General features: G+C 65.8%; 15 protein-coding genes and 2 pseudogenes. 10 read left to right on the top strand and 7 right to left on the bottom strand.

The window, feature by feature from the left end; all coding sequences use genetic code 11:
* The 3 genes from CRT60_RS12770 to CRT60_RS12760 all read right to left on the bottom strand — a co-directional run bounded on the left by CRT60_RS12770 (window position 1) and on the right by CRT60_RS12760 (window position 4,425).
* The gene (locus CRT60_RS12770) at window positions 1-1,206 is read right to left on the bottom strand and encodes an FAD-dependent oxidoreductase (protein ID WP_098736770.1); all 1,206 of its coding nucleotides are present in this window, start codon (window positions 1,204-1,206) and stop codon (window positions 1-3) included.
* Complete coding sequence (locus tag CRT60_RS12765) at window positions 1,196-3,049, bottom strand: LodA/GoxA family CTQ-dependent oxidase (protein ID WP_098736769.1); 1,854 nt, start codon at window positions 3,047-3,049, stop codon at window positions 1,196-1,198. Before CRT60_RS12765 ends, CRT60_RS12770 begins: the two co-directional genes overlap by 11 nt.
* Window positions 3,050-3,114: 65 nt before the next feature.
* A complete protein-coding gene (locus CRT60_RS12760) occupies window positions 3,115-4,425 on the bottom strand; it encodes a ferritin-like domain-containing protein (protein ID WP_098736768.1) in 1,311 nt (436 codons plus the stop codon).
* Window positions 4,426-4,805: 380 nt separating this feature from the next.
* On the opposite strand from CRT60_RS12760, the gene CRT60_RS12755 reads away from it, so the two are divergent.
* Window positions 4,806-6,698: a di-heme oxidoredictase family protein gene (locus tag CRT60_RS12755; RefSeq protein ID WP_143273234.1), complete on the top strand. Its 1,893-nt coding sequence runs from the start codon at window positions 4,806-4,808 to the stop codon at window positions 6,696-6,698.
* Window positions 6,699-6,702: 4 nt separating this feature from the next.
* Here the strand turns inward: CRT60_RS12755 and CRT60_RS37030 are convergent.
* The 3 genes and pseudogenes from CRT60_RS37030 to CRT60_RS12745 form a co-directional block, all read right to left on the bottom strand.
* A pseudogene (locus CRT60_RS37030) lies at window positions 6,703-6,831 on the bottom strand (IS3 family transposase); the annotation flags it as partial.
* A 73-nt stretch (window positions 6,832-6,904) separates the two neighbouring features.
* Entirely contained in the window at window positions 6,905-8,311 is a 1,407-nt protein-coding gene (locus tag CRT60_RS12750; protein WP_098736766.1) for an L-serine ammonia-lyase, read from the bottom strand.
* Window positions 8,312-8,427: 116 nt separating this feature from the next.
* Window positions 8,428-9,702, bottom strand: a complete 1,275-nt coding sequence (locus tag CRT60_RS12745) for a serine/threonine transporter (RefSeq protein ID WP_098736765.1) — start codon at window positions 9,700-9,702, stop codon at window positions 8,428-8,430.
* 372 nt (window positions 9,703-10,074) lie between these two features.
* On the opposite strand from CRT60_RS12745, the gene CRT60_RS12740 reads away from it, so the two are divergent.
* The 3 genes from CRT60_RS12740 (at window position 10,075) to CRT60_RS12730 (ending at window position 13,330) form a co-directional block, all read left to right on the top strand.
* On the top strand, window positions 10,075-11,769 hold the full coding sequence (locus CRT60_RS12740) for a sensor histidine kinase (RefSeq protein ID WP_098736764.1): 1,695 nt from the start codon (window positions 10,075-10,077) through the stop codon (window positions 11,767-11,769).
* Window positions 11,766-12,485 (top strand): two-component system response regulator BtsR, encoded by a 720-nt coding sequence (btsR, locus tag CRT60_RS12735; protein WP_098736763.1) that lies wholly within the window; start codon window positions 11,766-11,768, stop codon window positions 12,483-12,485. The genes CRT60_RS12740 and btsR overlap by 4 nt, the downstream gene beginning before the upstream one ends.
* A gap of 155 nt (window positions 12,486-12,640) precedes the next feature.
* Window positions 12,641-13,330: a nitrogen fixation protein NifQ gene (locus CRT60_RS12730; protein ID WP_244592449.1), complete on the top strand. Its 690-nt coding sequence runs from the start codon at window positions 12,641-12,643 to the stop codon at window positions 13,328-13,330.
* A gap of 210 nt (window positions 13,331-13,540) precedes the next feature.
* Here CRT60_RS12730 and CRT60_RS37025 read toward each other — a convergent pair.
* A pseudogene (locus CRT60_RS37025) lies at window positions 13,541-13,774 on the bottom strand (di-heme oxidoredictase family protein); the annotation flags it as partial.
* Window positions 13,775-14,090: 316 nt separating this feature from the next.
* Here CRT60_RS37025 and CRT60_RS36180 point away from each other — a divergent pair.
* From CRT60_RS36180 to CRT60_RS12700, 6 genes are all read left to right on the top strand, one after another.
* Window positions 14,091-14,252, top strand: coding sequence for a hypothetical protein (locus CRT60_RS36180; RefSeq protein WP_161958039.1), 162 nt, complete (start codon window positions 14,091-14,093; stop codon window positions 14,250-14,252).
* A gap of 159 nt (window positions 14,253-14,411) precedes the next feature.
* Entirely contained in the window at window positions 14,412-14,843 is a 432-nt protein-coding gene (locus CRT60_RS12720; protein WP_098736762.1) for a hypothetical protein, read from the top strand.
* A gap of 96 nt (window positions 14,844-14,939) precedes the next feature.
* The gene (locus CRT60_RS12715; protein WP_098736761.1) at window positions 14,940-15,713 is read left to right on the top strand and encodes a DsbA family protein; all 774 of its coding nucleotides are present in this window, start codon (window positions 14,940-14,942) and stop codon (window positions 15,711-15,713) included.
* A gap of 149 nt (window positions 15,714-15,862) precedes the next feature.
* Complete coding sequence (locus CRT60_RS12710; RefSeq protein ID WP_161958038.1) at window positions 15,863-16,609, top strand: hypothetical protein; 747 nt, start codon at window positions 15,863-15,865, stop codon at window positions 16,607-16,609.
* 55 nt (window positions 16,610-16,664) lie between these two features.
* The gene (locus tag CRT60_RS36175; protein ID WP_161958037.1) at window positions 16,665-16,868 is read left to right on the top strand and encodes a hypothetical protein; all 204 of its coding nucleotides are present in this window, start codon (window positions 16,665-16,667) and stop codon (window positions 16,866-16,868) included.
* Window positions 16,869-17,312: 444 nt separating this feature from the next.
* Window positions 17,313-19,355 carry a sulfatase-like hydrolase/transferase gene (locus tag CRT60_RS12700; protein WP_098736758.1) on the top strand — a complete coding sequence of 681 codons (2,043 nt, stop codon included), beginning with the start codon at window positions 17,313-17,315 and terminating at the stop codon, window positions 19,353-19,355.
* Window positions 19,356-19,376 lie beyond the last annotated feature (21 nt).

The raw sequence follows: 19,376 nt of genomic DNA, 5'->3' as shown, positions 1-19,376 counted from the left end.
TCACCGCGCGGCCCGGCGGCTCCAGAAGGGGGCGTCGGGCCAGCGGCCCCCGGCGGAGTAATGGCGGGTCCGCTCGGCCAGATAGCGGCGCAGCGTGTCCTCGGCGCGCCGGGCGTAGCCGATCGCGGCGTCGCGCGCCGCGGCGCCGTCGCCGGAGAACCAGCGCAGGATGGTGTCGGCGGCGGCCAGCGCGTCGTCGAGCGCCCCGGCGATGCCGGAGGAGGTCAGCGGGTCGAAGCCGATCAGCGCGTCGCCGACGGCGATCCAGCCGGCGCCGACCGCCCGGTCGACATGCTGCGAGGCGGCCGAGAAGACCGCCGGGGCCGTTCCGGCGCCGGGGCCGTCTTCCGGCGGCGGAACCAGGTCGCGCAGGCGCGCGGTGGCCGCCCAGGCGGAGCGGAAGGCGTCCGCGCCGGCCAGACCGCCGGCACGGGCGATGTCGTCGTCGGTCATCAGCGTGACGATGGCCCGCCCGCCCGGCAGCACCGCCGCGTACCACCAGCCGATCTCCACCGCCTCCACGAAGGAGCGGCCGTGGAAGCCCCCGCCGGCTGGCCCGGCGGCCGGAGCGGCCTCGACCGCCAGGGCGATCAGGCGGTCGAGCCGCCGCCGCCGCGCGCCGAGCGCGGTCGCCAGCGGCGCCCGCCGGCCGCCGGCATCCACCACCACGCGGGCGGTCACGCTGCGCCGGCCGCCCGCGTCGCGCAGCCCGACGGTCCAGCCGCCCTCCGGCCGGCGTTCGATCCCGGCGAGGGTGGCGGGGGCCAGGAGGCGGGCGCCGCGCTCCGCCGCCGCCTCGCGCAGCCAGCGGTCGAAACGGGCGCGGTCGAGATGCCAGCCGTGCCCGCTGCCCCGGCGCAGGAAATCGTCGGCGCTCTCCCCGTCGCCGCTCCACAGGCTGAGATTGCCGTGGTAGGGGCGATGGCCGAGCCGCCCGAGATCGTCCGGCAGGCCGAGCCGGGCCAGCAGCGGTCCGACGTTGGGCGTCGCCGATTCGCCGACCCGCAGCGCCGCCCGTTCCGGCGAGCCGTGGGCGGCGCGGTCGACCAGCACCACGCGCGGCACGCCGGCCGCGCACAGGGCGAGCGCGGTGGCGGAGCCGGCCGGCCCCGCCCCCACGATCAGGACGTCCGCCGCGTCCGTGCCCGGAGGCGCACCTGGAACCGGGTCACGCAACGCTTCAGGGGACAACGCTTCAGGGGACATCGGCCACCAGCGGCCGCGCCGGCTCGCCGATCCCCGCGGTGTCGCCCTGGGAACCGGGCGTGCGGGGAAGCCGGCGCGCCACCTCGACGAAATGGGGATCGCCGTCGGTGCCGATGTTGAAGACGAAGCCGAGCTGGTCCCACAGCTTCACCATGTCCAGATCGTCGGCGAACTGGATGTAGTCGTCGGCCTTCTGGTTGTACTCGGTGCCGATCCACGACACCTGCGGCCCCAGGGCCGGGCTGGGCTCGGCCAGGAGAGCCTTGGAGTCGGGCGGCAGATAGACGAATTCCGGCCGCTGCGCCGGCCACCACCACAGGATCCGGCCCTCGATGGGCTGCGACGAGCATTCGTTGAAGTCGGCCTGCCAGGGGACGGCCATGTAGCGGCTGACGTCGCCGGGCTCCATGCCCGCCGCCGGATCGAAGCCGAGGCTGAGCGGGCCGGTCACGTCCGGCCGCGCCTTGATGCGGAAGGGGCCGTCGTAGATGGCCGGGTTGCGGGAGATCCAGGTCATCTCGATGCCCGGCGAGAAGGCGCCGCCGACGCAGTTGGCCAGCACGCCGCGGGTGACCGGATCGCCGGCGGTCCCGGCCGGTTCGGCCCCCGGCTCGAACCAGCCGTCGGCCCATTGCTGGAGGAGGAAATACTGGGTGTCGGTCAGGCGCAGGTACTTCGAGGTCGCCGCGGTGACGGTGCCGGGCTTCGAGGCGCCCAGCGCGTCGTCGCCCGCCAGATAGGGCATGGCGGTGGCGCCGGTGCTGGCATTCACCAGGACGTTGTCCGCGCCGGGCGGGCGGATGATGTCGAGGATGTAGGCGCGGAAGCCGTTGAGCTTGGGATCCGGGTTGCCGAGCCTGCCGAAATCGAAGCTGTGCGGCTTCGGCGGGATCGCCGCGACCCAGGGGTAGCGGGCGACCCGCTCGAAGATCGGCTTGATGTCGGTCTCGAAGAAGGGCTTGTAGCCGGTCGGCCCGGTCTTCCACATCCCGTCCGCGAACAGGTCGGGGCGGAGCCCCTGCTTGCGCACCACGACGTCGAAGATGGTGTCGTACAGCGTCACCAGATTGGGGATCTGCGGCGCGTAGGACGGCGGTCCGACCATCACCCAGGCGCCGCCGACCTCCACGTCGGGGGAGCCGTCCACACCGTCCTGCAGGCTGATCTTCACCGACACCGGCCCGTCCGAGGTGTCGTCCCACCAGCCGTCGTTGTTGGCGTACTGCCCGATTTGGGGCGATGGCCTGTCCGATCCGGAATGCCCCAGCCCGCCCAGCACCAGAAGGCGGCCCTCTTCGTCGGTGCGCAGCTCTCCCAGCGTGTCGATGGGGTAGGGCTTCAGCCCCTCCGGCGGAAAGCTGCCGGCGTAGCCCGGCGGGATGGTGTCGCGCGAGAAGGGCTCGGCCGGGGCGTCGCTTCCCTCGATCGAGCGGGGGCCGGCGTCGATCATCAGGGCGCGCCGATCCTCCGCGCCGGTCCGGTCGGCGTTGCGCAGCGGGTGGTTCGACGCGTAGCCGTCCTCGCCCTTCGAGGTCTGGAACTCGTACCAGCTCGACTTCTTGTTGGCGAGGTGGACGTACCAGCGGATCGAGGCCACCCCCTCGCTTTTCAACGTGACCTCCTCGGGCGGTCCGCCGTCGACGCTGCGCATCAGGCGGAAGCGCGCGGCCTGCCGGCACAGCCGGCCCTCGGCGTCGCGGAAATCCTGCTCCCCGACGGGGCTGCCGTCGGGCAGGGTGGGCAGGGCGCCCTCCGTCTCGGGGCCGATGTAGAAGGCCGTCGGCGCGTTGCCGACGCGGGCGATGCCGATGGCGGGGACGATGGAATAGACGGTGTTGGACATGGTTTTCCCCTCGCTGTCCCGATCTGGCCGGGCTGGGTGGTGCCGTTTGGGCGGTGCCGGTCGGGTTACAGCCCGAGCCCGATGGCGTCGGAGCGGCTCTTCAGCGTCCGGACGCCGTCGATCACCCCGTGCAGCGCTTCCCGGTGCTTGGGCGCCGGGCCCGGCGGGGCGGGCGGCGCCACCGGGGCGACGAGCAGCGCGGGCAGCCCCTGGCCGGCCAGCAGTTTGTCGAGGGCCATCAGCGCCGCGAGGAAGCCGTCGAAGCTGGCGCCCTCGACATACTCGAAGGTCGGGGCGGCGTTGGGCCCGACCGCCGGGTCGCCGTCGGGGAAGACGGGAAGCTGCATCAGCAGATTGGCCAGGGTCGGCAGCTGGTTGTGCATCAGCGGCAGGGCCAGCGTGAAATAGGAGTCCGCCGCGCCGCCCGCCTTGGTGAAGGAGGCCTCCAGGCTCTGCAGCATCACGCTGTAGCCGATGTTGAACGCCTCGACCGCCTGCACGGCCGTGGCGTTGGTGAAATCCGACACCCGCGGGTTGGAGACGATGGGAAGCGTGTCGGGGAAATCCGGCGCGTCGGCCACGCGCAGGAACTTGTAATAGTGCGACAGCTCGTAGGGCGTGCCGAGGATCGGCCCGTAGGTGCCGTCGGTACGGGCGCCGTAATGCTCGTAGGAGCCGTAGGGCTGCTGGGGGACAAGCGGGTGGGTCGGGTTCACCGCGCCCTCGCCCTGCTGGACGATCTGCTGGATGCCGAGTTGGGCGCTGTCCGCGTCGGTCACCTTCACGGCCTTGCCGCCGAACTTGCCGAGGTAGATGTCGGTGCGCTGCTCGGCCGCCGGATTCTCGGCGAAGACCGCCGCCGGGCCGTACTGCTCGACACAGCGCTCGATGCCGTCCGACAGGGCCTTGTAGAGCTGGCCGATGGTCTGATAGTCGCTGCCCTGCGGCGGCGCGGTGAAGGGGGCGGGGGTCTCGATCGCCATGAAGACGTTGCGGAACACCGCCTGCGAGGCCCGGTACAGCCCGACATAGGGTGTGGCGGTGGTGCTGGCCGAGGGCAGATAGGCCGGATAGACGGGCACCACGCTTCCGGTCAGCTTGGGCTGCCCGCCGATGCCGACCAGGATGTTGGCCGCCTGGTTGAGGTGGAACATCTCCTCCACCACGACGCTGCGCAGCGCCTGGTAGGCGGCCGAGCTCTTGTCGGTGATCGAATAGAGCGCCGTCAGATAGGCGGGCACCGTGGTGAATTCGACCTGGATCGCCAGCTGCGCGGCGGCGCGCAGATCCGCGAGGGTCGAAATCGGCGTGTAGGCGACCGACAGCGGGGCTGCCGCCTTCCCCTGCGCCCGCTCCTGAAGACGTTGCTCAGTCATGGTCCGCGTCCCTCCCGCTCGGTGATGCCGCTCGCGCGCCGCTGTTCCGGCCCGCGTTGATGCGTCGCGTGCGCCGAATATCGGGAAGCAATTTAAAATAATCAACGAGTCAGTTTCCGACTTTCAATACGCATACCATGATATGATTTCGGAGAATTCGCATATTTCTCAGAATTTTATCTGAAAGAGCACGAATAATTTTGGGGTTTACAGTATCGGTGGCCGATAGAAATTAGATTTCTAAGTATATTGATCTGAATTATTTGGTTTGATTTTCGATAATGCTCCGACAGTATCGGACGATACGCAAAAATCGGGAGTTCATGCGCATGGCAAGCGTTCGCGTCGCGGCATGGCCAATCGTTATGATGAGCCTTTCGGTGTTTCTCACCTCCAGGGCGGGTGCCCAGCAGGCCAACATCACCGAAAGCGTGACGATCCAGCAGCAGGAGGTGATGAAGGGTAGCGTACCCCTGCGGCGGATCCTGGAATCCGGCGCGCATTTCTTCAGCTATCCCTACTTCCCGCAGGATGGCTGGGGCGAGGGCGCGGACGGCCCGCGCGCGTGGCAGCGCAAGGCGCTCTACCCGAATTCGCCGTTCAGCCCCTACGCGACGGCGGATGGGACCGTGCCACCGCCGATCCCCTTCCTGCGCCTGAACGGCATCGACAGCCAGAGCTGCTACGAATGCCACACGTCGATCGGCGCCACCGTCCAGCCCGACCTCGCCGGCGCCAACCCGCCCGGACCGGCGACCCGCACCCAGCCGGCGATCGGCGGCGCCGCCGGCATCGCCAACACCGCCTTCATCAGCGGCCAGTTTCCCAACCCGCTGACCCAGCTGGTCCGCAACCCGCCGCATGTGTTCGGGACCGGCTACACCCAGGCGCTGGCCAACGAGATGACCGGGCAGCTGCTCGGGCAGCAGGCCCTTCTCGCCGACCACGCCCGCTACACACCCGACAAACCGGTGAGCCTGCCGCTGGCGGCCAAGACCCTGTCCTTCGGCTGGCTGGGCGCCACCTACGACAGCAAGGCGCAGCGGATCGTCTATGATTACAGCCGGCTGACCGGGGTCTCCCCGGATCTGGTCGTGCGCCCGTTCCAGTGGAAGGGCATCGCCTCGTCGGTCCGCCACTTCGCAGCCTCCGCGACCCAGTTCCACTTCAGCATGGAAGGAGTGGAGATCGTCGGGGAGAACAACGACAACGACGCCGACGGGGTGATCAACGAACTGAGCTATGGCAACGTCGGGGCGCTGACGAGCTTCGTCGCGATGACCCGGCCGCCGGTGGTCGAGACGCCGACCGATGCGGACGCCAAGGCCAAAGTGGCCCGCGGCGCGGCGCTGTTCGCCGGCACGGCGGCCGGCGCCGGGCTTCCGGCCGGCATGTGCGCGTCCTGCCATCTTCCGGTGCAGACGCTCGACCGGCCCGTGGTGACGATCGAGTGGGGCACCGTGCTGGGACATCCCGATCGGGCCGGCTCCGACGCCGGGATCGCGCTGCCCTCGCGGGTCCAGGGGCGCGCCGAGGAAACGCGCAGGCGGACCGTCGCCTCGCCGACCCTGGTCAACGCCCTGCCCGGCACCGACCATCTGCCGGTGGTGCGCGAGGCGCGGGCGCGGCTGGCCAAGGCGTCGGCGGATGCCGGCGCGGCCGTCCGCCAGGGCGCGCCGGACGCGGCGGTCGCCGCCCTCTACGCCAAGGCGGTCGCCGATGCCGACACCGTGGCGGTCGGCGGGCTGGAGATCAACCTGAACACGCTGGCGAGCCGGGCGTCCACGACGATGCCGTGGCAAAATCTGGACGGCGGAAAGGCCGGGGATCAGGCAGGGCCGCTGCCGGCCTACGCCCGCGCCCGGCTGCCCTTCAAGACGCCGGACGCCCCCCTGGACGTGCCGCTGCTGAGCGACCTGCGCCTGCACGACATGGGCCCCTGCCTCGCCGACATCGCGCCGCAGGGCACCGACGTGGCGGACATCGCCGTTCCCCCGCAGCAATTCCTGACCCGGCCGCTGTGGGGCGTTGCCGACAGCTGGCCTTACCTGCATGACGGACGCGCGCTGGATCTGGTCCAGGCGATCCGCTTCCATGGCGGTACCCGCCCGGACAGCATCGCAGCCGAGTTCCCCTACCAATGCGCCGGCAGCGAAGCGGACCCGGTGATCAACGCCTTCTACGCCTTGAGGCCTGACGACCAACAGGCGCTGATCGCTTATCTGGCGAGTTTGCGTCTGCCGCCCCTGCCTGGAGCGGTGGTGCCGTTCTGACCGGATAGCGCGCTTCGGCTCCGGCCGTTGGAATGGTGTCGACGAATTCGAGGATGCGCCGGTCATCGAAACGGTCGACCCATTCCAAGCTGGCGAACTCGACGGCCTCCGGGCGACCCCATGGTCCGCGGTGCCGGACCGGGTTCCGTTGCAAAGTTTGACGCAAAGTTTGACGGTGGGTGCGGAGAGGCGCGGCGCCCACCTCGTCAGGCGGCCCAGTTGATGCTGTCGGCGTCCTGCGCCGAGCGCGAGGGCAGCGCGACCACCTTGACGGCAAGGCCGCCACAGGATGTCTCGCGGTATTTCGGATCCATGTCCCTGCCGGTCTCGAACATCGTTTCGATGACCTTGTCGAGCGAGACGAGCGGTTCGCTGGTCCGGTGCAGGGCCATGCGCGTCGCGTTGATGGCCTTCATGGCGCCCATGGCGTTGCGTTCGATGCAGGGAATCTGCACCTGTCCGCCGACCGGGTCGCAGGTCAGGCCGAGATTGTGCTCCATCGCGATCTCGGCGGCGATGCACACCTGTTCGGGACTGCCGCCCATCAGGTCGGCCAAACCGCCCGCCGCCATCGAGCAGGCGACGCCGACTTCGCCCTGGCAGCCGACCTCGGCGCCGGAGATCGAGGCGTTCCTCTTGTACAGCGCGCCGATGGCGGCGGACGCCAGGAAGAAGCGCACGCAGGCATCGTCGTCCAGCGGCTTGATGAAGGTGTGATAATAGGCGAGCACCGCCGGGACGATGCCGCAGGCGCCGTTCGTCGGCGCGGTGACGACGCGTCCGCCCGCTGCGTTCTCCTCATTCACGGCGAAGGCGAACATGTTCACCCAGTCGACCACAGTCATCGGATCGCGCGACAGCGCTTCCGACGACGCCAGCTGGCGGCGCAGCAGGGCGGCCCGGCGGGGCACCCGCATCGGCCCCGGCAGCACGCCCTCGGTGGTCATGCCACGCTCCATGCAGGCACGCATCGTCTGCCAGATGGTGGCGAAATAATCGCGGATTTCCTGATGGCCGTGCAGGCCGAGTTCGTTCTGCAGGATCAGGCCGGAGAAGGACAGGCCGGTCTTGCGGCAATGCGCCAGCAGATCGGCGGCCGAGCTGTAGGGGTAGGGAAGCTCCACCTCGTCTCCGCCCTGCTTGCCGAAATTCTCCTCGTCGACGACGAAGCCGCCGCCGATCGAATAATAGGTCTTGCCCAGCAGGAGCCGGTCGCCGTCGAAGGCCTGGATCGTCATGCCGTTCTCGTGCCGGGGCAGGTTGGACCGGTGGAAGGTGATGGCGGTCGGCGGGAAGTCGATCTGCCTGCCTTCCCGGCCAAGCGGAAGGCGGTGCGAATTGCGCACCTGTTGCAGAAAGGCGGGGATGGTGTCGATGACGACGCTGTCCGGCAGGTTGCCGGCGAGGCCCAGCATCAGGGCGGCGTCGGTGTGGTGGCCCTTGCCGGTCAGCGCCAACGAGCCATAGACGTCGACCGCGACGCGGGTGGTGGCATCGACGCCGCCGCAGGAGCGCAAGGCATCCACGAACTGCTTGGCTGCCCTCATCGGTCCCACCGTGTGCGAGCTGGAGGGGCCGATACCGACCTTGTAGAGGTCGAACATGCTGATCATGGCGTGCTTCCTTCCTGTGGGCGGCCCTGGGGCGATGGTCTTCTCTTCGCCGCTTCGGGCGGCGGCCCGTCACGTCTGGACGGGGCGCCGCCCGAAGCGGAAAGCGGTTGTGGGCGTCAGAGGCTGAGCAGGGAGTAGAGGATGGCGGAGATCGCCACGCTGCCGATGAAGATCACCACCACGTTGCCCGGCTGGCCGGCATATTTGCGCATCGCCGGTACCTTGCGGATCGCGTACATCGGCATGATGAAGAGAAGGGCGGCGATGATGGGGCCGCAGAGCGATTCGATCATGCCGAGGATGCTGGGGTTCAGGGTGGCGGCGATCCAGACGGCGGCGACCATGAACAGAGCGCTGAAGCGGTTGATCGCCTTTTCGTCGACCGGCTTGTCCTGGCTGCGCAGATGCTGGGAGATCAGCCCGTTCAGACCTTCGCGGGCACCGAGATAATGGCCGAAGAAGGACTTGGTGATCGCCACGAAGGCCACGGCCGGGGTCAGCAGCGCCATCAGCGGATTGTCGAACTTGTTGCCCAGATAGGACAGGATGGAGATGTTCTGGGCCTTCGCGTCGGCCAGTTCCTGCGGGCTCAGGCTGAAGACGCAGCTGAAGACGAAGAACAGGACGACCAGCACCATCATGGCGACCGCGTATTTCTCGATGCGGGTGGTCTGGGATTCCGCCTCTTCGCCATACTGGTTCTGCTGGGCGACGACGAAACGCGAGATCGCCGGGGAATGGTTGAAGGAGAACACCAGGGCCGGGATGCTGAGCCACAGCGTCAGGCTGAACTGTCCGGCAGTCGGCACCTGGTCGAGGATCGCACCGTTCCAGTCGGGGGCGAGATACAGGCCGATGCCCATCAGGACCACGACGAAGGGGTAGACGAGCCAGCCCATGATCCGGACGACCATCTGTTCACCCAGCTTGATGACGCCCATCAGTCCGAGAATCAGGCCGAGCGACAGCAGGATGCGGGGCGGCGGCACCATGCCCAGCTGATGCACCATGAAGCTCTGGACCGTGTTGGTCAGGCCGACGCCGTAGATCAGCAGGATCGGCAGGATGGTGAAGAAATACAGCAGGGTGATGAGCTTGCCCGCGGTGCTGCCGAAATGCTCGGCCACGACCTCGGTGATGTCGCTGCCCGGCTTCGACGAGGACAGGATGAAGCGGCACAGCCCCCGATGGGCCAGATAGGTCATGGGGAAGGCGATGGCCGCCATGACCGTCAGAGGCCAGAAGCCGCCAAGACCGGCGTTGATGGGAAGAAAAAGTGTCCCAGCCCCAATGGCGGTTCCGAAAAGACCAAGCATCCACATGGTATCATGCTTGGTCCAAGGCAGTGGAGGATTGCCGAGTCTCGTGGATTCCGTTGAGATGCTGACCATTTTATGCCTCCAGCATGCCTTCCATCGTGGATCTTCAAGCCATCACGGTAAGGCTGCGCTTTGTTGACCTGGAGGAAGCCTATCAACGCTCCGCTGGCAATTCCCGGCCGAACTCAGGAGCGGTGGAATAGCGAAATGAGCGGCGGAATGGAAAAATGAGCGGAGGCCGCCGGAGGCGAGCGGTGTGACGGAGGGATGGGCGGTGCGGCAGGCGGTGCATTCCGCCGCATCTCCAACCCGGTCCCGACCGCCGCTTCTCCCTGGCCTTTCGGCCGCGGATGGGCCAAACCAAGCGCCTCAACCAGGCATGAGCCGCCGCTCGCCTGCCCGCACCGGACGGCCCGGACGCGCAGGTGCAGGGAGTCCTGACCGATGCAAATTGATCCCGTGGGCCTCTCGCTGGTCCTTCTCCAGCAGATGTGCGTCTATCTCGTGGTGGCCTATCTCCTCAGCCGGACGAAGATCTTCATTCCGCTGACGCACGCCACGATCCGGCCGCCGCACAAGCTGGCCTGCTACGTCATCTTCTCCCTGTTCTGCATCATGGGGACGATCCTCGGCATGCCGGTGGTCCATGCCATCGCCAACACGCCGGCGATCGGCGCGGTGCTCGGCGGCCTTCTCGGCGGGCCGCTGGTCGGGCTTGCGGTCGGCATCACCGGCGGGCTTCACCGCTATTCGTTGGGCGGGGCCTTCGCGCTCGCTGCCGGACTCGACATCGTCATACAGGGGATTCTGGGTGGCCTGATGCACCGCCATCTCATCCGGCAGGGCAGAACCCGCGCCCTGTTCGATCCCCTAAAGGCCGGTGCCCTGACCTTTGCCGGGGTGCTTCTGGAACTGCTGATCGACCTTGCGGTGGCGAAGCCCTTCGACCAGACGCTGGAGATCGTGCGGCTGATCGCGGTGCCGGAACTGATCGCCAACTCACTGGGCGCCGCGCTGTTCATGGGGATTCTGATCGACCGCCGCGCCCTGATCGAGCGGCAGTCCAGCCTGTTCTCCGCCAAGGCGCTGGCCATTGCGGCGCGCGCCGACGGCGTGCTGCGGCGGGGCTTCAACCAGGAAAACAGCATGACCGTCGCGCGGATCATCTATGAGGAGACCGGGGTGGGCGCCGTCGCCATCACCGACCGCGAGAAGATCCTCGCCTTCATCGGCATCGGCGACGACCACCATCTTCCCGGCACACCGATCTCGTCGCTGAACACGTTGGAGGCCATCGCGCACAATGAAGTCACCTATGCCGACGGCAACGAGGTGTCCTATCAATGCTCGATCAGCCCGACCTGCCCGTTGGGGGCGTCGCTGGTCATCCCGCTGGTCGGCGAGGACAGCGATGTCATCGGCACCATCAAGCTGTATGAGCCCAAGACCAAGCTGTTCTCCACCATCAACCGGACGCTGGGCGAGGGCATAGCCAAGCTGCTGTCGAGCCAGATCCTGGCCGGCCGCTACGAACAGCAGAAGGCGTTGCTGGCACAGGCGGAAATCAAGCTCCTGCATGCCCAGGTCAATCCGCATTTCCTGTTCAACGCGCTGAACACCATCGCCGCCGTCACCTGCGACGAACCGGAGAAAGCGCGCGACCTGATCGGCGACCTGTCCACCTTCTTCCGCATGAACCTCAAGCGCCCCAGCGAAATCGCCTCGCTGGCCGAGGAGATCGAGCATGTGAACGCCTATCTCCAGATCGAGCGGGCGCGCTTTTCCGACAGCCTGACGGTGGACATCGACATCCCCGACAGTCTTGGCCGCGTAAGGCTGCCTGCTTTCACGCTTCAGCCCGTCGTCGAAAACGCGATCAAGCATGGCACGTCGCAACAGCTTCGTCCGGGGCATGTCGCGATCAGCGCCCGCGAGGACGGCGATGAACTCGTCATCGACGTGCAGGACAATGCCGGACTTTACGAGCCGAAGCCGGCCGGGCAGGGGCTCGGCATGAGTTTGGTGGACCGCCGCATCAGGAACTGTTTCGGCCCGTCCTATGGTGTTACGGTCGCGTCCGATCGGGATGTCTTCACCCGCATCATGATCCGGGTTCCGCTGGAGGCCGCATCCAAATGATCACCGCCCTCATTGTCGATGACGAGCCGTTGGCCCGCAAGGAGCTTCGCCGCGTCCTCTCGAAGGCCGACGACATCGCCATCGTCGCCGAATGCAGCAACGCCATCGACGCCATCGGCGTGATCAACCGGGAAAAGCCCGATCTCGTGTTCCTGGACATCCAGATGCCGCGGGTGAGCGGCATCGAGATGCTGAGCATGCTCGACCATGAGAGGATGCCGCATATCGTTTTCCTGACCGCTTACGACGAGTATGCCGTGCAGGCATTCGAGCAGCATGCCTTCGACTATCTGCTGAAGCCGGTCAACCAGTCCCGCCTCGACAAGACCCTGGAGCGCCTCCGTCGCGACCGCGAGCCACAGAAGATCGGCCAGCTTCCGGGAGCCAACCAACTCCGCCAGATCCCATGTTTCGGACAGCACCATGTCCAGTTGGTGAGGATGGAGGATGTCGAATATGTGGCGTCCAGCATCAGCGGCGTCTCCGTGGTCACCACCGACGGCAGCGAACTGCCGACCGAGCTGCCGCTGCATATCCTGCAGGATCGAACGCCTCTGCTGCGTTGCCACCGGCAACATCTTGTGAACATCGACTTTATTGAGAAGATCAATTTTCTGGAGAATGGCCTGGCGGAGATCAGAACGAGACGCGGGCAGATCATTCCCGTCAGCCGGCGCTTCTTCCCGCAGATCAAGGAGCGGCTTGGAATCCTCTGATCCGGCTTCAGCGCCTGACAGAACGGCGTTCGGGCCGTTGAGAGGGAGATGGCTGCACCTCTCGTATCCGCCGCCCCCCTCCCCGAGAGCATCCCCTTGGCACGAGCGGTCATCGGTCGTTAGATACGGATGACGATGATCGATGAGGGGCGGGCGTGACGGACTCGGCGGCTTACCATCGCCTGATGGCGTGCTCGGCATCCGGCAGCCTTGCCGATACGCAGGATCTCGGGCGCATGCTGCTGCGCCGTTGCAGCGACGCGTCGGCACCCTACCCGTGCGCGTTGGGGCTGCCCCCGGACAGGCTGGCCGCCCTGGTCGGGACCGTCTTCCCGGAGGCCGCCGCCGGCTGGACGCCGGGGCGCTGCTTTTCCCGGCACGTCCATCGTCTGGCCGGCGCGGAGGCGGAGGACCACCACGCCTGTCCCGTCCCCATGGACATCGCCGTGCCGGAGATCATGCGGCCGGAGATCATTCGGCCAGAGATCATGCGCTTGAAGCGCGAGGAGGAGGACTTCCTCGGCCTGCTGCTGCGCAACCGCAGCACGGACCAGCCGATTGCCGCGGCCTTCGCCGTCATCATCGCCCGCGCCTGCGTGGAAAACGATCATCTCTGGCGCTCCCTCGGGCTGGCGGGACGCAACTCCCTGGCGGAGCTGCTGCGGCGTCATTTCCATCCGCTGGCGTCCGCCAATACCCGCAAGCTGCGCTGGAAGCGCTTCTTCTACGAGCGGCTCCTCGCCGAAGGCCGGCCCGCAGACCGGCCGACCGTCTGCGATGCCTGCGCCCATCACTCCGACTGCTATGGCGACATCGTCCCCGCAAGGCCGCACGCCATGCCTTAAGTGACGGATCATTCCGCTCCCAAGGCAGAGAGCCTTTTGACAGAGTGGCCGCAATCGATATATCCGTACAGATACATAGATTGCGGAGGGCAGGTGGGGTCCGCAAGGGAGCTTCCGCATCGGTGAGAGGGAAACGGTTACCGTTGGGGGCGAGATACGTAATTCCTGTGTGTATATTACGTTTACGATTGGGGTGCTGAGCGCCGGCCGCCCGTCCGCCAGCCCCTCGCCCATGTCGTGCAGCAGCAGGTCGGTAAAGCGGTGGATGGTCCGGCCGGCGAGTTCCGGCAGGGCCGGCGACGGGCCGGTGCGCAGGGTCGGGGTGTGGCAGGCGGCGCAGCCGATGGCGGCGAACAGGCCTTCTCCCACCCGCACCAGGGGATCGTCGGCGTTGCGCCGTGCCGGAGGGTAGGGGTAGACGCTACAATGGTCAAGGAAAGGCATGCCATATGGCCGCGCATCGCCCGGCCCACATCCGTCTGGATGGAACCATAAAGCCTTACGGCAGCACCCATAAGCCGCACTCGCTGGACCCATGAAACGGTTCGCCGAAGGAGCGCCTCGAAAAGCCGTGGCGTCGCAACCAGCACCGAAAGTCGGTTTGTCGAGGTGTTCGACAGGCTCGGCCGCTCACAGGCTGGACAGTATGCGTGGGAATTATGCGTGGGAATGCCTGACCTGGGCGGCCACATCAAGATCAGCCGCGTCAAAAGGTTCGACCTGCAAAACACGGCAGTTTGGGATCACAAGAAGCTCTTTCATGATCCATTACATGGGATCTTCCGAGAAATCTGGTTCCAGCGCTGTCAGTCTTTCCACGCAAGGTGCTGATAAACCAGGAAATGGGAGCGGTTCACCTGCGATGCCTTTTTGCGCAGGCGGAAAATATCAGGAGTATATCCTGCAATTTTTAGAAATTTAATTATTACGATAATATATTGTATAGGGTAAATCCAAGTTTATTGCAATTATTAAATTGCATTGATTCATAAAATTGCTTACCTAAAGGTGCTTCTCTCCGGCGAGAGAATGCAAAAATTACTATTCAATCATTAGAATCCTAACCTAAGGGGGAAAATTTATGTCAGTTCGTCACAAGCTTGGCCTGATGGCTATCGCGGCCGTGATGTCCATCGGTGCCACCAGCATCGCCCATGCAACCCCCGAGGTTCGCATCACCATGCAGAATCTTGGCACCACCACGATGAACTGGACCTCTGGCGGGGGACCGAACGGGACGGCGATCGTGGCGCTTCCGTCGTCCGTCGCCGCCTCGGCGGCCCCGACGGCGCGTTACTCGGTTCCGCTCAACACCCCGGCCAACGGCGTCTTTACCTACACGGCGACGGGTGGGCACTCCTGCGGCTACAGCTACTCCCGCAGCGGATCTTGCGTCCTCACGTCCGAAACTGCGGTGCTGCAGAGCGCCGGCTCTGTCTGCGCCGTTGTGAGCCACGGCGTATCGGGCAGCGGGAGCAGCTGCATCAACTCGATCACGTACTCGCTCAAGTGATCGGTGGAACGGCTCCGGCGGCATTCGAATGCCGCCGGAGCCGTTCCGGTTCGGGTGCCGAAGAAACGACCAGAGCTATGGCAGGGCAGGGGTTCGATGATGAAGGCAGTTCAACGGTTGATCGTTTCAATCGGCCTGTGCGTGGTTGGCTGCGGCGCAGCGGATGTGGGGGCGCAGGAAAATCCACACGCGAACCTGTCGCCATCCGCGATCGACGACCAGATTTCGAAATGGGTGGAGGCGCATCCAGACCTCGTCCTCAAATCCATAAATGCATATATGGCGAGTCAGCAGCCCAATCTGCTCAGCTTTCTGGCAAGCGCGGATGTGCTGATCGACAGCACTCTGCCGGGGGTCGGCGCGAAAGCCGAACAGGCGGATCTGACCATCGTCGAGTTCTCGGACTTCAATTGTCACTATTGCAAGGAAGCCGAGAACGCCGTTCGCACGAAGATTCAAGAGCACAAGACGATCCGGGTCATCTACCGGGATCTCGGCTTCCTCCACCCATCGAGCGAGCTTGCCGCGTTGGCGGCCAAGGCGGCCGATCGGCAGGGCAAGTATCATGAGTATCGCGCCGCAGTCTTCGCCGGACAGAAGCAGACAGGCTTCACCGAGGATGATCTCAGGTCATTCGCGAAACAGGTCGGTCTGGATGTTCCAAGATGGGAGGCCGACCGAATCTCGGAGCCGCTCAAGGCCGGATTGAAGGCGGACATGGACTTGATCGCCAAATTGAAGGTTGGTGGCACTCCCTTCTTCTTCGGTTGGGTTCCATCGACGAAGTACGGGCTGATATCGCAAGGCGCCGTCACCGATGAAACCCTTGAGGCCATCATACAAGACCTGAGGAATGGAAAGGCATCGTGACACGAAATGAGCGATAAATATCGGTCTGCACTGGCTTAAAAATAGTTAGAAATCTAATCTTATCTACAATGACGGGAATTATTGCTAGAGATTAACAATCCTTAAGGATCTCTGCCGCTATGATGCGATGAAAGATTCCAGGATGTCTTTTGCCCAACCTCCAGCCCATGCATGAGGAGAGTGTGATGAGTGGAGTATCCAACGCCAACGCATCGACCCCTCGGCTTGAGCGCAGCGGCAGCTTCGCGTCGAACCCGGAACTCAGCCGCGGCTTATCCAAGCTGTACAGTGACCTGCGTGCGGACACCGAAAAGAACGGCGGCAGCGTCCGTGGCGGCTTCGAGAAGGGCTTCACAAGCGCGGACGGCCTGGTGACCGTCACCTTGAGCACGGAGAGCCTGGCGGCCTACAAGGGGGATTCCAAGGATATCGGCATCCAGTTGAACGTGCTGACGCGCTCGGGCAAGGGGGCGGACGCCGCGACCTCGCAAGGGAGCGCGATGAGCGACCCCATCCGCAGCGTCGACGACATCGCCGCCCATGAAACCTCCATGCAGCAGGAGTTGGGGCCGACGGAAACCCTCGATCCCAGCAGCATCAAGCCGCTGCCGCAACCGCCGGAGAATGCGGAGGAGAAGGCCGCGCGCCTTGCGGGCGAGGCCAGCCAGGCCGGTGTGAAGCCGCAGCAGGCCAAGTCCGGCGTTTCCGGGAGCGGCACGCGTCTCGACCGCATGAAGGCCCATAGCGATGAAGGCGCGCGTCTGGCCGAGCAGTTGAAGAAGAGCCTCGGGGACGCCAACGCGCAGCATGCCGACAGCGTGGCGGAGATGGCCAAACGGCCGGCGGAGGAGCAGGCGGCCTCGGCATTCTACAAGCGCGTCGATCTGAAGACCTGATACCGGATCCGCCTTATCTCCGCCGGACAGTTACGCCAAGGGCGCTCCGGCGGAGTTGCGCCTGACCCCGCTGGGCACCGTCATCGACTTTGGCTGGGACGCGCGGCAGGCCGGCGGTCACCGGCCCGGCGCCGGCCGATCCTCGGGCGGCTCGCCCCTCACGCTGTCGGTGATCCAGCCGCTGTTGAAGGGGGCGGGCTATGACGCCACCATGGCGACGGTCCGCGAGGCGCGCCTGCAGGAGCGTTACGAGCTGTGAACCGCTCCGGGTTTCGTGGAGGCCCCGTTTCCTGAGAGGCAGGGGTCGACATGACGAAGCAGGCAGCACCCAAATACGCCCCTGAAGTCCGCTCGCGTGGTTCAGTCTCGGCTGTCCCACATGGAGAGGCATGCATTCGGAGGGGGTGGAAGCGGTGTGTTGCGGGAAATTCGGTTTTCTGCATTGCAGCAGTGATTTCAAAAAATATGAAGTGATACCGGAGGGAAATACATGCGCTGGTGTGAATAAAATTTACGGCACTTAAGTGAAGTTTGCCACCGATACCGTTTGACGCTCTGAATATTATCGAACTACCCTTAAGGGGTAAACGGAGAAAGCTGGGCTCACGCCAGCGTCCACAACGGAAATTCATTCCTTTTCCGAAGTCCGATTACCGATTGACGTTGCTTTTCCCCGATATGGATCGCAAAGGATAATACTGCCATGACCGAGACCGCCAACCGGCCGCAGCGCAACGGCGCGCAGCCCAACATCCTGCTGATCTCCGTCGATCAATACCGCTACCCGCGCTTCTCCTATGGCCCCAACGGCGGGCTGGCGGAACCGCTGAAGCGCATCCTGGGCTTCCGCGGCGAGGCGGATTTGGACGACAACGAATACGCCCGCTTCTTTCCCGGCCTGACCCGGCTGCGCAGGAACGCGGTGGCGCTGCACAACCACACCATCGCGTCCAGCGCCTGCACCCCCAGCCGTGCGGTGATGTTCACCGGCCAGTACGGCAACCGCACCGGCGTGACCCAGACCGACGGCATGTTCAAGGACGGCAACGCGGCGCGCTTCCCGTGGCTGGAGGCCGACGGCCATCCCACCATGGGCCATTGGATGCAGGCCATCGGCTATTCCTCGCATTATTTCGGCAAATGGCATGTCAGCAACCCGGCCGGCCATTCGCTCCAGCGCTACGGCTTCTCCGACTGGGAGCTGTCCTATCCCGAGCCCCATGGGGCGGCGATCAACAACCTGGGCCTCTACCGCGACGCCGGCTTCGCCGACAACGCCTGCCTGTTCCTGCGCCGCCGCGGGCTGGCGCTGCCCTACAATTACGGGGTTTCGGCGGACGAGGCGCGGCCCGGCCCCGGCACCGCGGCCACCGATGCGGCAGAGCGCCCGTGGTTCGCGGTGGTGTCCTTCACCAACCCCCACGACATCGCCACATACCCCACGGTGATTTCGCAGGCCCTGCCGCCGACCGACGGAAGCACGGCCAAGACCCAGCCGGTGTTCGGCCCGCTCGACGTGCCTCTCCAGGGCCAGTCGTCGTACCCGCCGACCGAGGGCACCATGGCGATGCCGCTCAACCCGCAGGGCTTCCCGCAGGATTGCGCCGGTCGGATTCCGACCTGGAACGAGGATCTGTCGACCAAGCCGTCCTGCCAGTTCGACGCCGCCTACAAGATCGGCCTCGCCTTGTCCGCCAAGGCGAGCCATGGCGCCGTCAGCGCCGCCGGCGACGTGGCGGGGTCCGCCGACTGGGAAGCCGCGGTGGCGATGGCGCTGAAATTCACCATCCCGTTCCAGCTCTCCGAGGATCCGGAAGGGTACAGCATCCAGCTGCTGCAATTCTATGCCTGGCTGCACTCCCAGGTCGATCCGCAGATCAACCGCGTGCTCCAGGCCCTGGAGGATTCGGGCCAGGCCGACAACACCATCGTGATCTTCGTGGCCGACCATGGCGAGCTGGGTGCCGCCCACAACATGATGCTGGAGAAGTGGCACGTCGCCTATGAAGAGGCCGTGCATGTGCCGATGGTGGTGCGGTTCCCGGCCTCGATGAGCGGCGATGGGACCTCGCTGAGGCATGTGGATGCCGTGACCAGCCATGCCGACCTCGTGCCCACCGTGCTGGGCCTGACCGGCGTCGGCCGCAAGGCCCTGGACAAGGCGGCGGACGAGCTGGCCAAGCGCCACACCATGGCGCCGCTGCCGGGCGTCGATTTGACCCCGGTGCTGAAGGCCCCCGGCACGGCGGTGACCTACCCCAACGGCCAGCCGCGCGAAGGCGTGCTGTTCATGACCGACGACGAGGTGACCCAGCCGGTCGAGGGGGGCCGGATCACCGAGCCCGACTATTATGGCGCCTACGAGGTGTATTGCCGGACCGTCGAAGCGGTGCGCGCCGGCGACTTCAAGGTCACGCCGGTGCCGGAGCTGTCCCCCGGCCCGGTGCGCCAGCCCAACCACATTCGCTGCGTGCGCACCGACAGTGCCAAGCTGGCCCGCTACTTCGACCCGGCGAACCCGCTTCTGCTGGAATGGGAGATGTACGACCTGAACCGGGACCCGAACGAGGAAACCAACCTCGTGCAGGTGACCGGGCAGGCCCCGACGGCGCGCACCGACCAGGACAATCTGCCCGGCTGGTACGACGCGGCGGCGGTCCAGGCCGAAGCCGACCGCCTCGCCGCCCTGCTGGCGGATGTGGAGCGGCGGGCGGGGCTGGAGGTGCAGCAGTCAGTTCCGGCGTAACGGGGGCAAGGTCCGTTTGGG

The sequence above is a fragment of the Azospirillum palustre genome (assembly GCF_002573965.1).
Classification (GTDB): domain Bacteria; phylum Pseudomonadota; class Alphaproteobacteria; order Azospirillales; family Azospirillaceae; genus Azospirillum; species Azospirillum palustre.
Note: the sequence above shows the minus strand (reverse complement) of the source record. Positions and strands in the feature narration are given on the sequence as shown.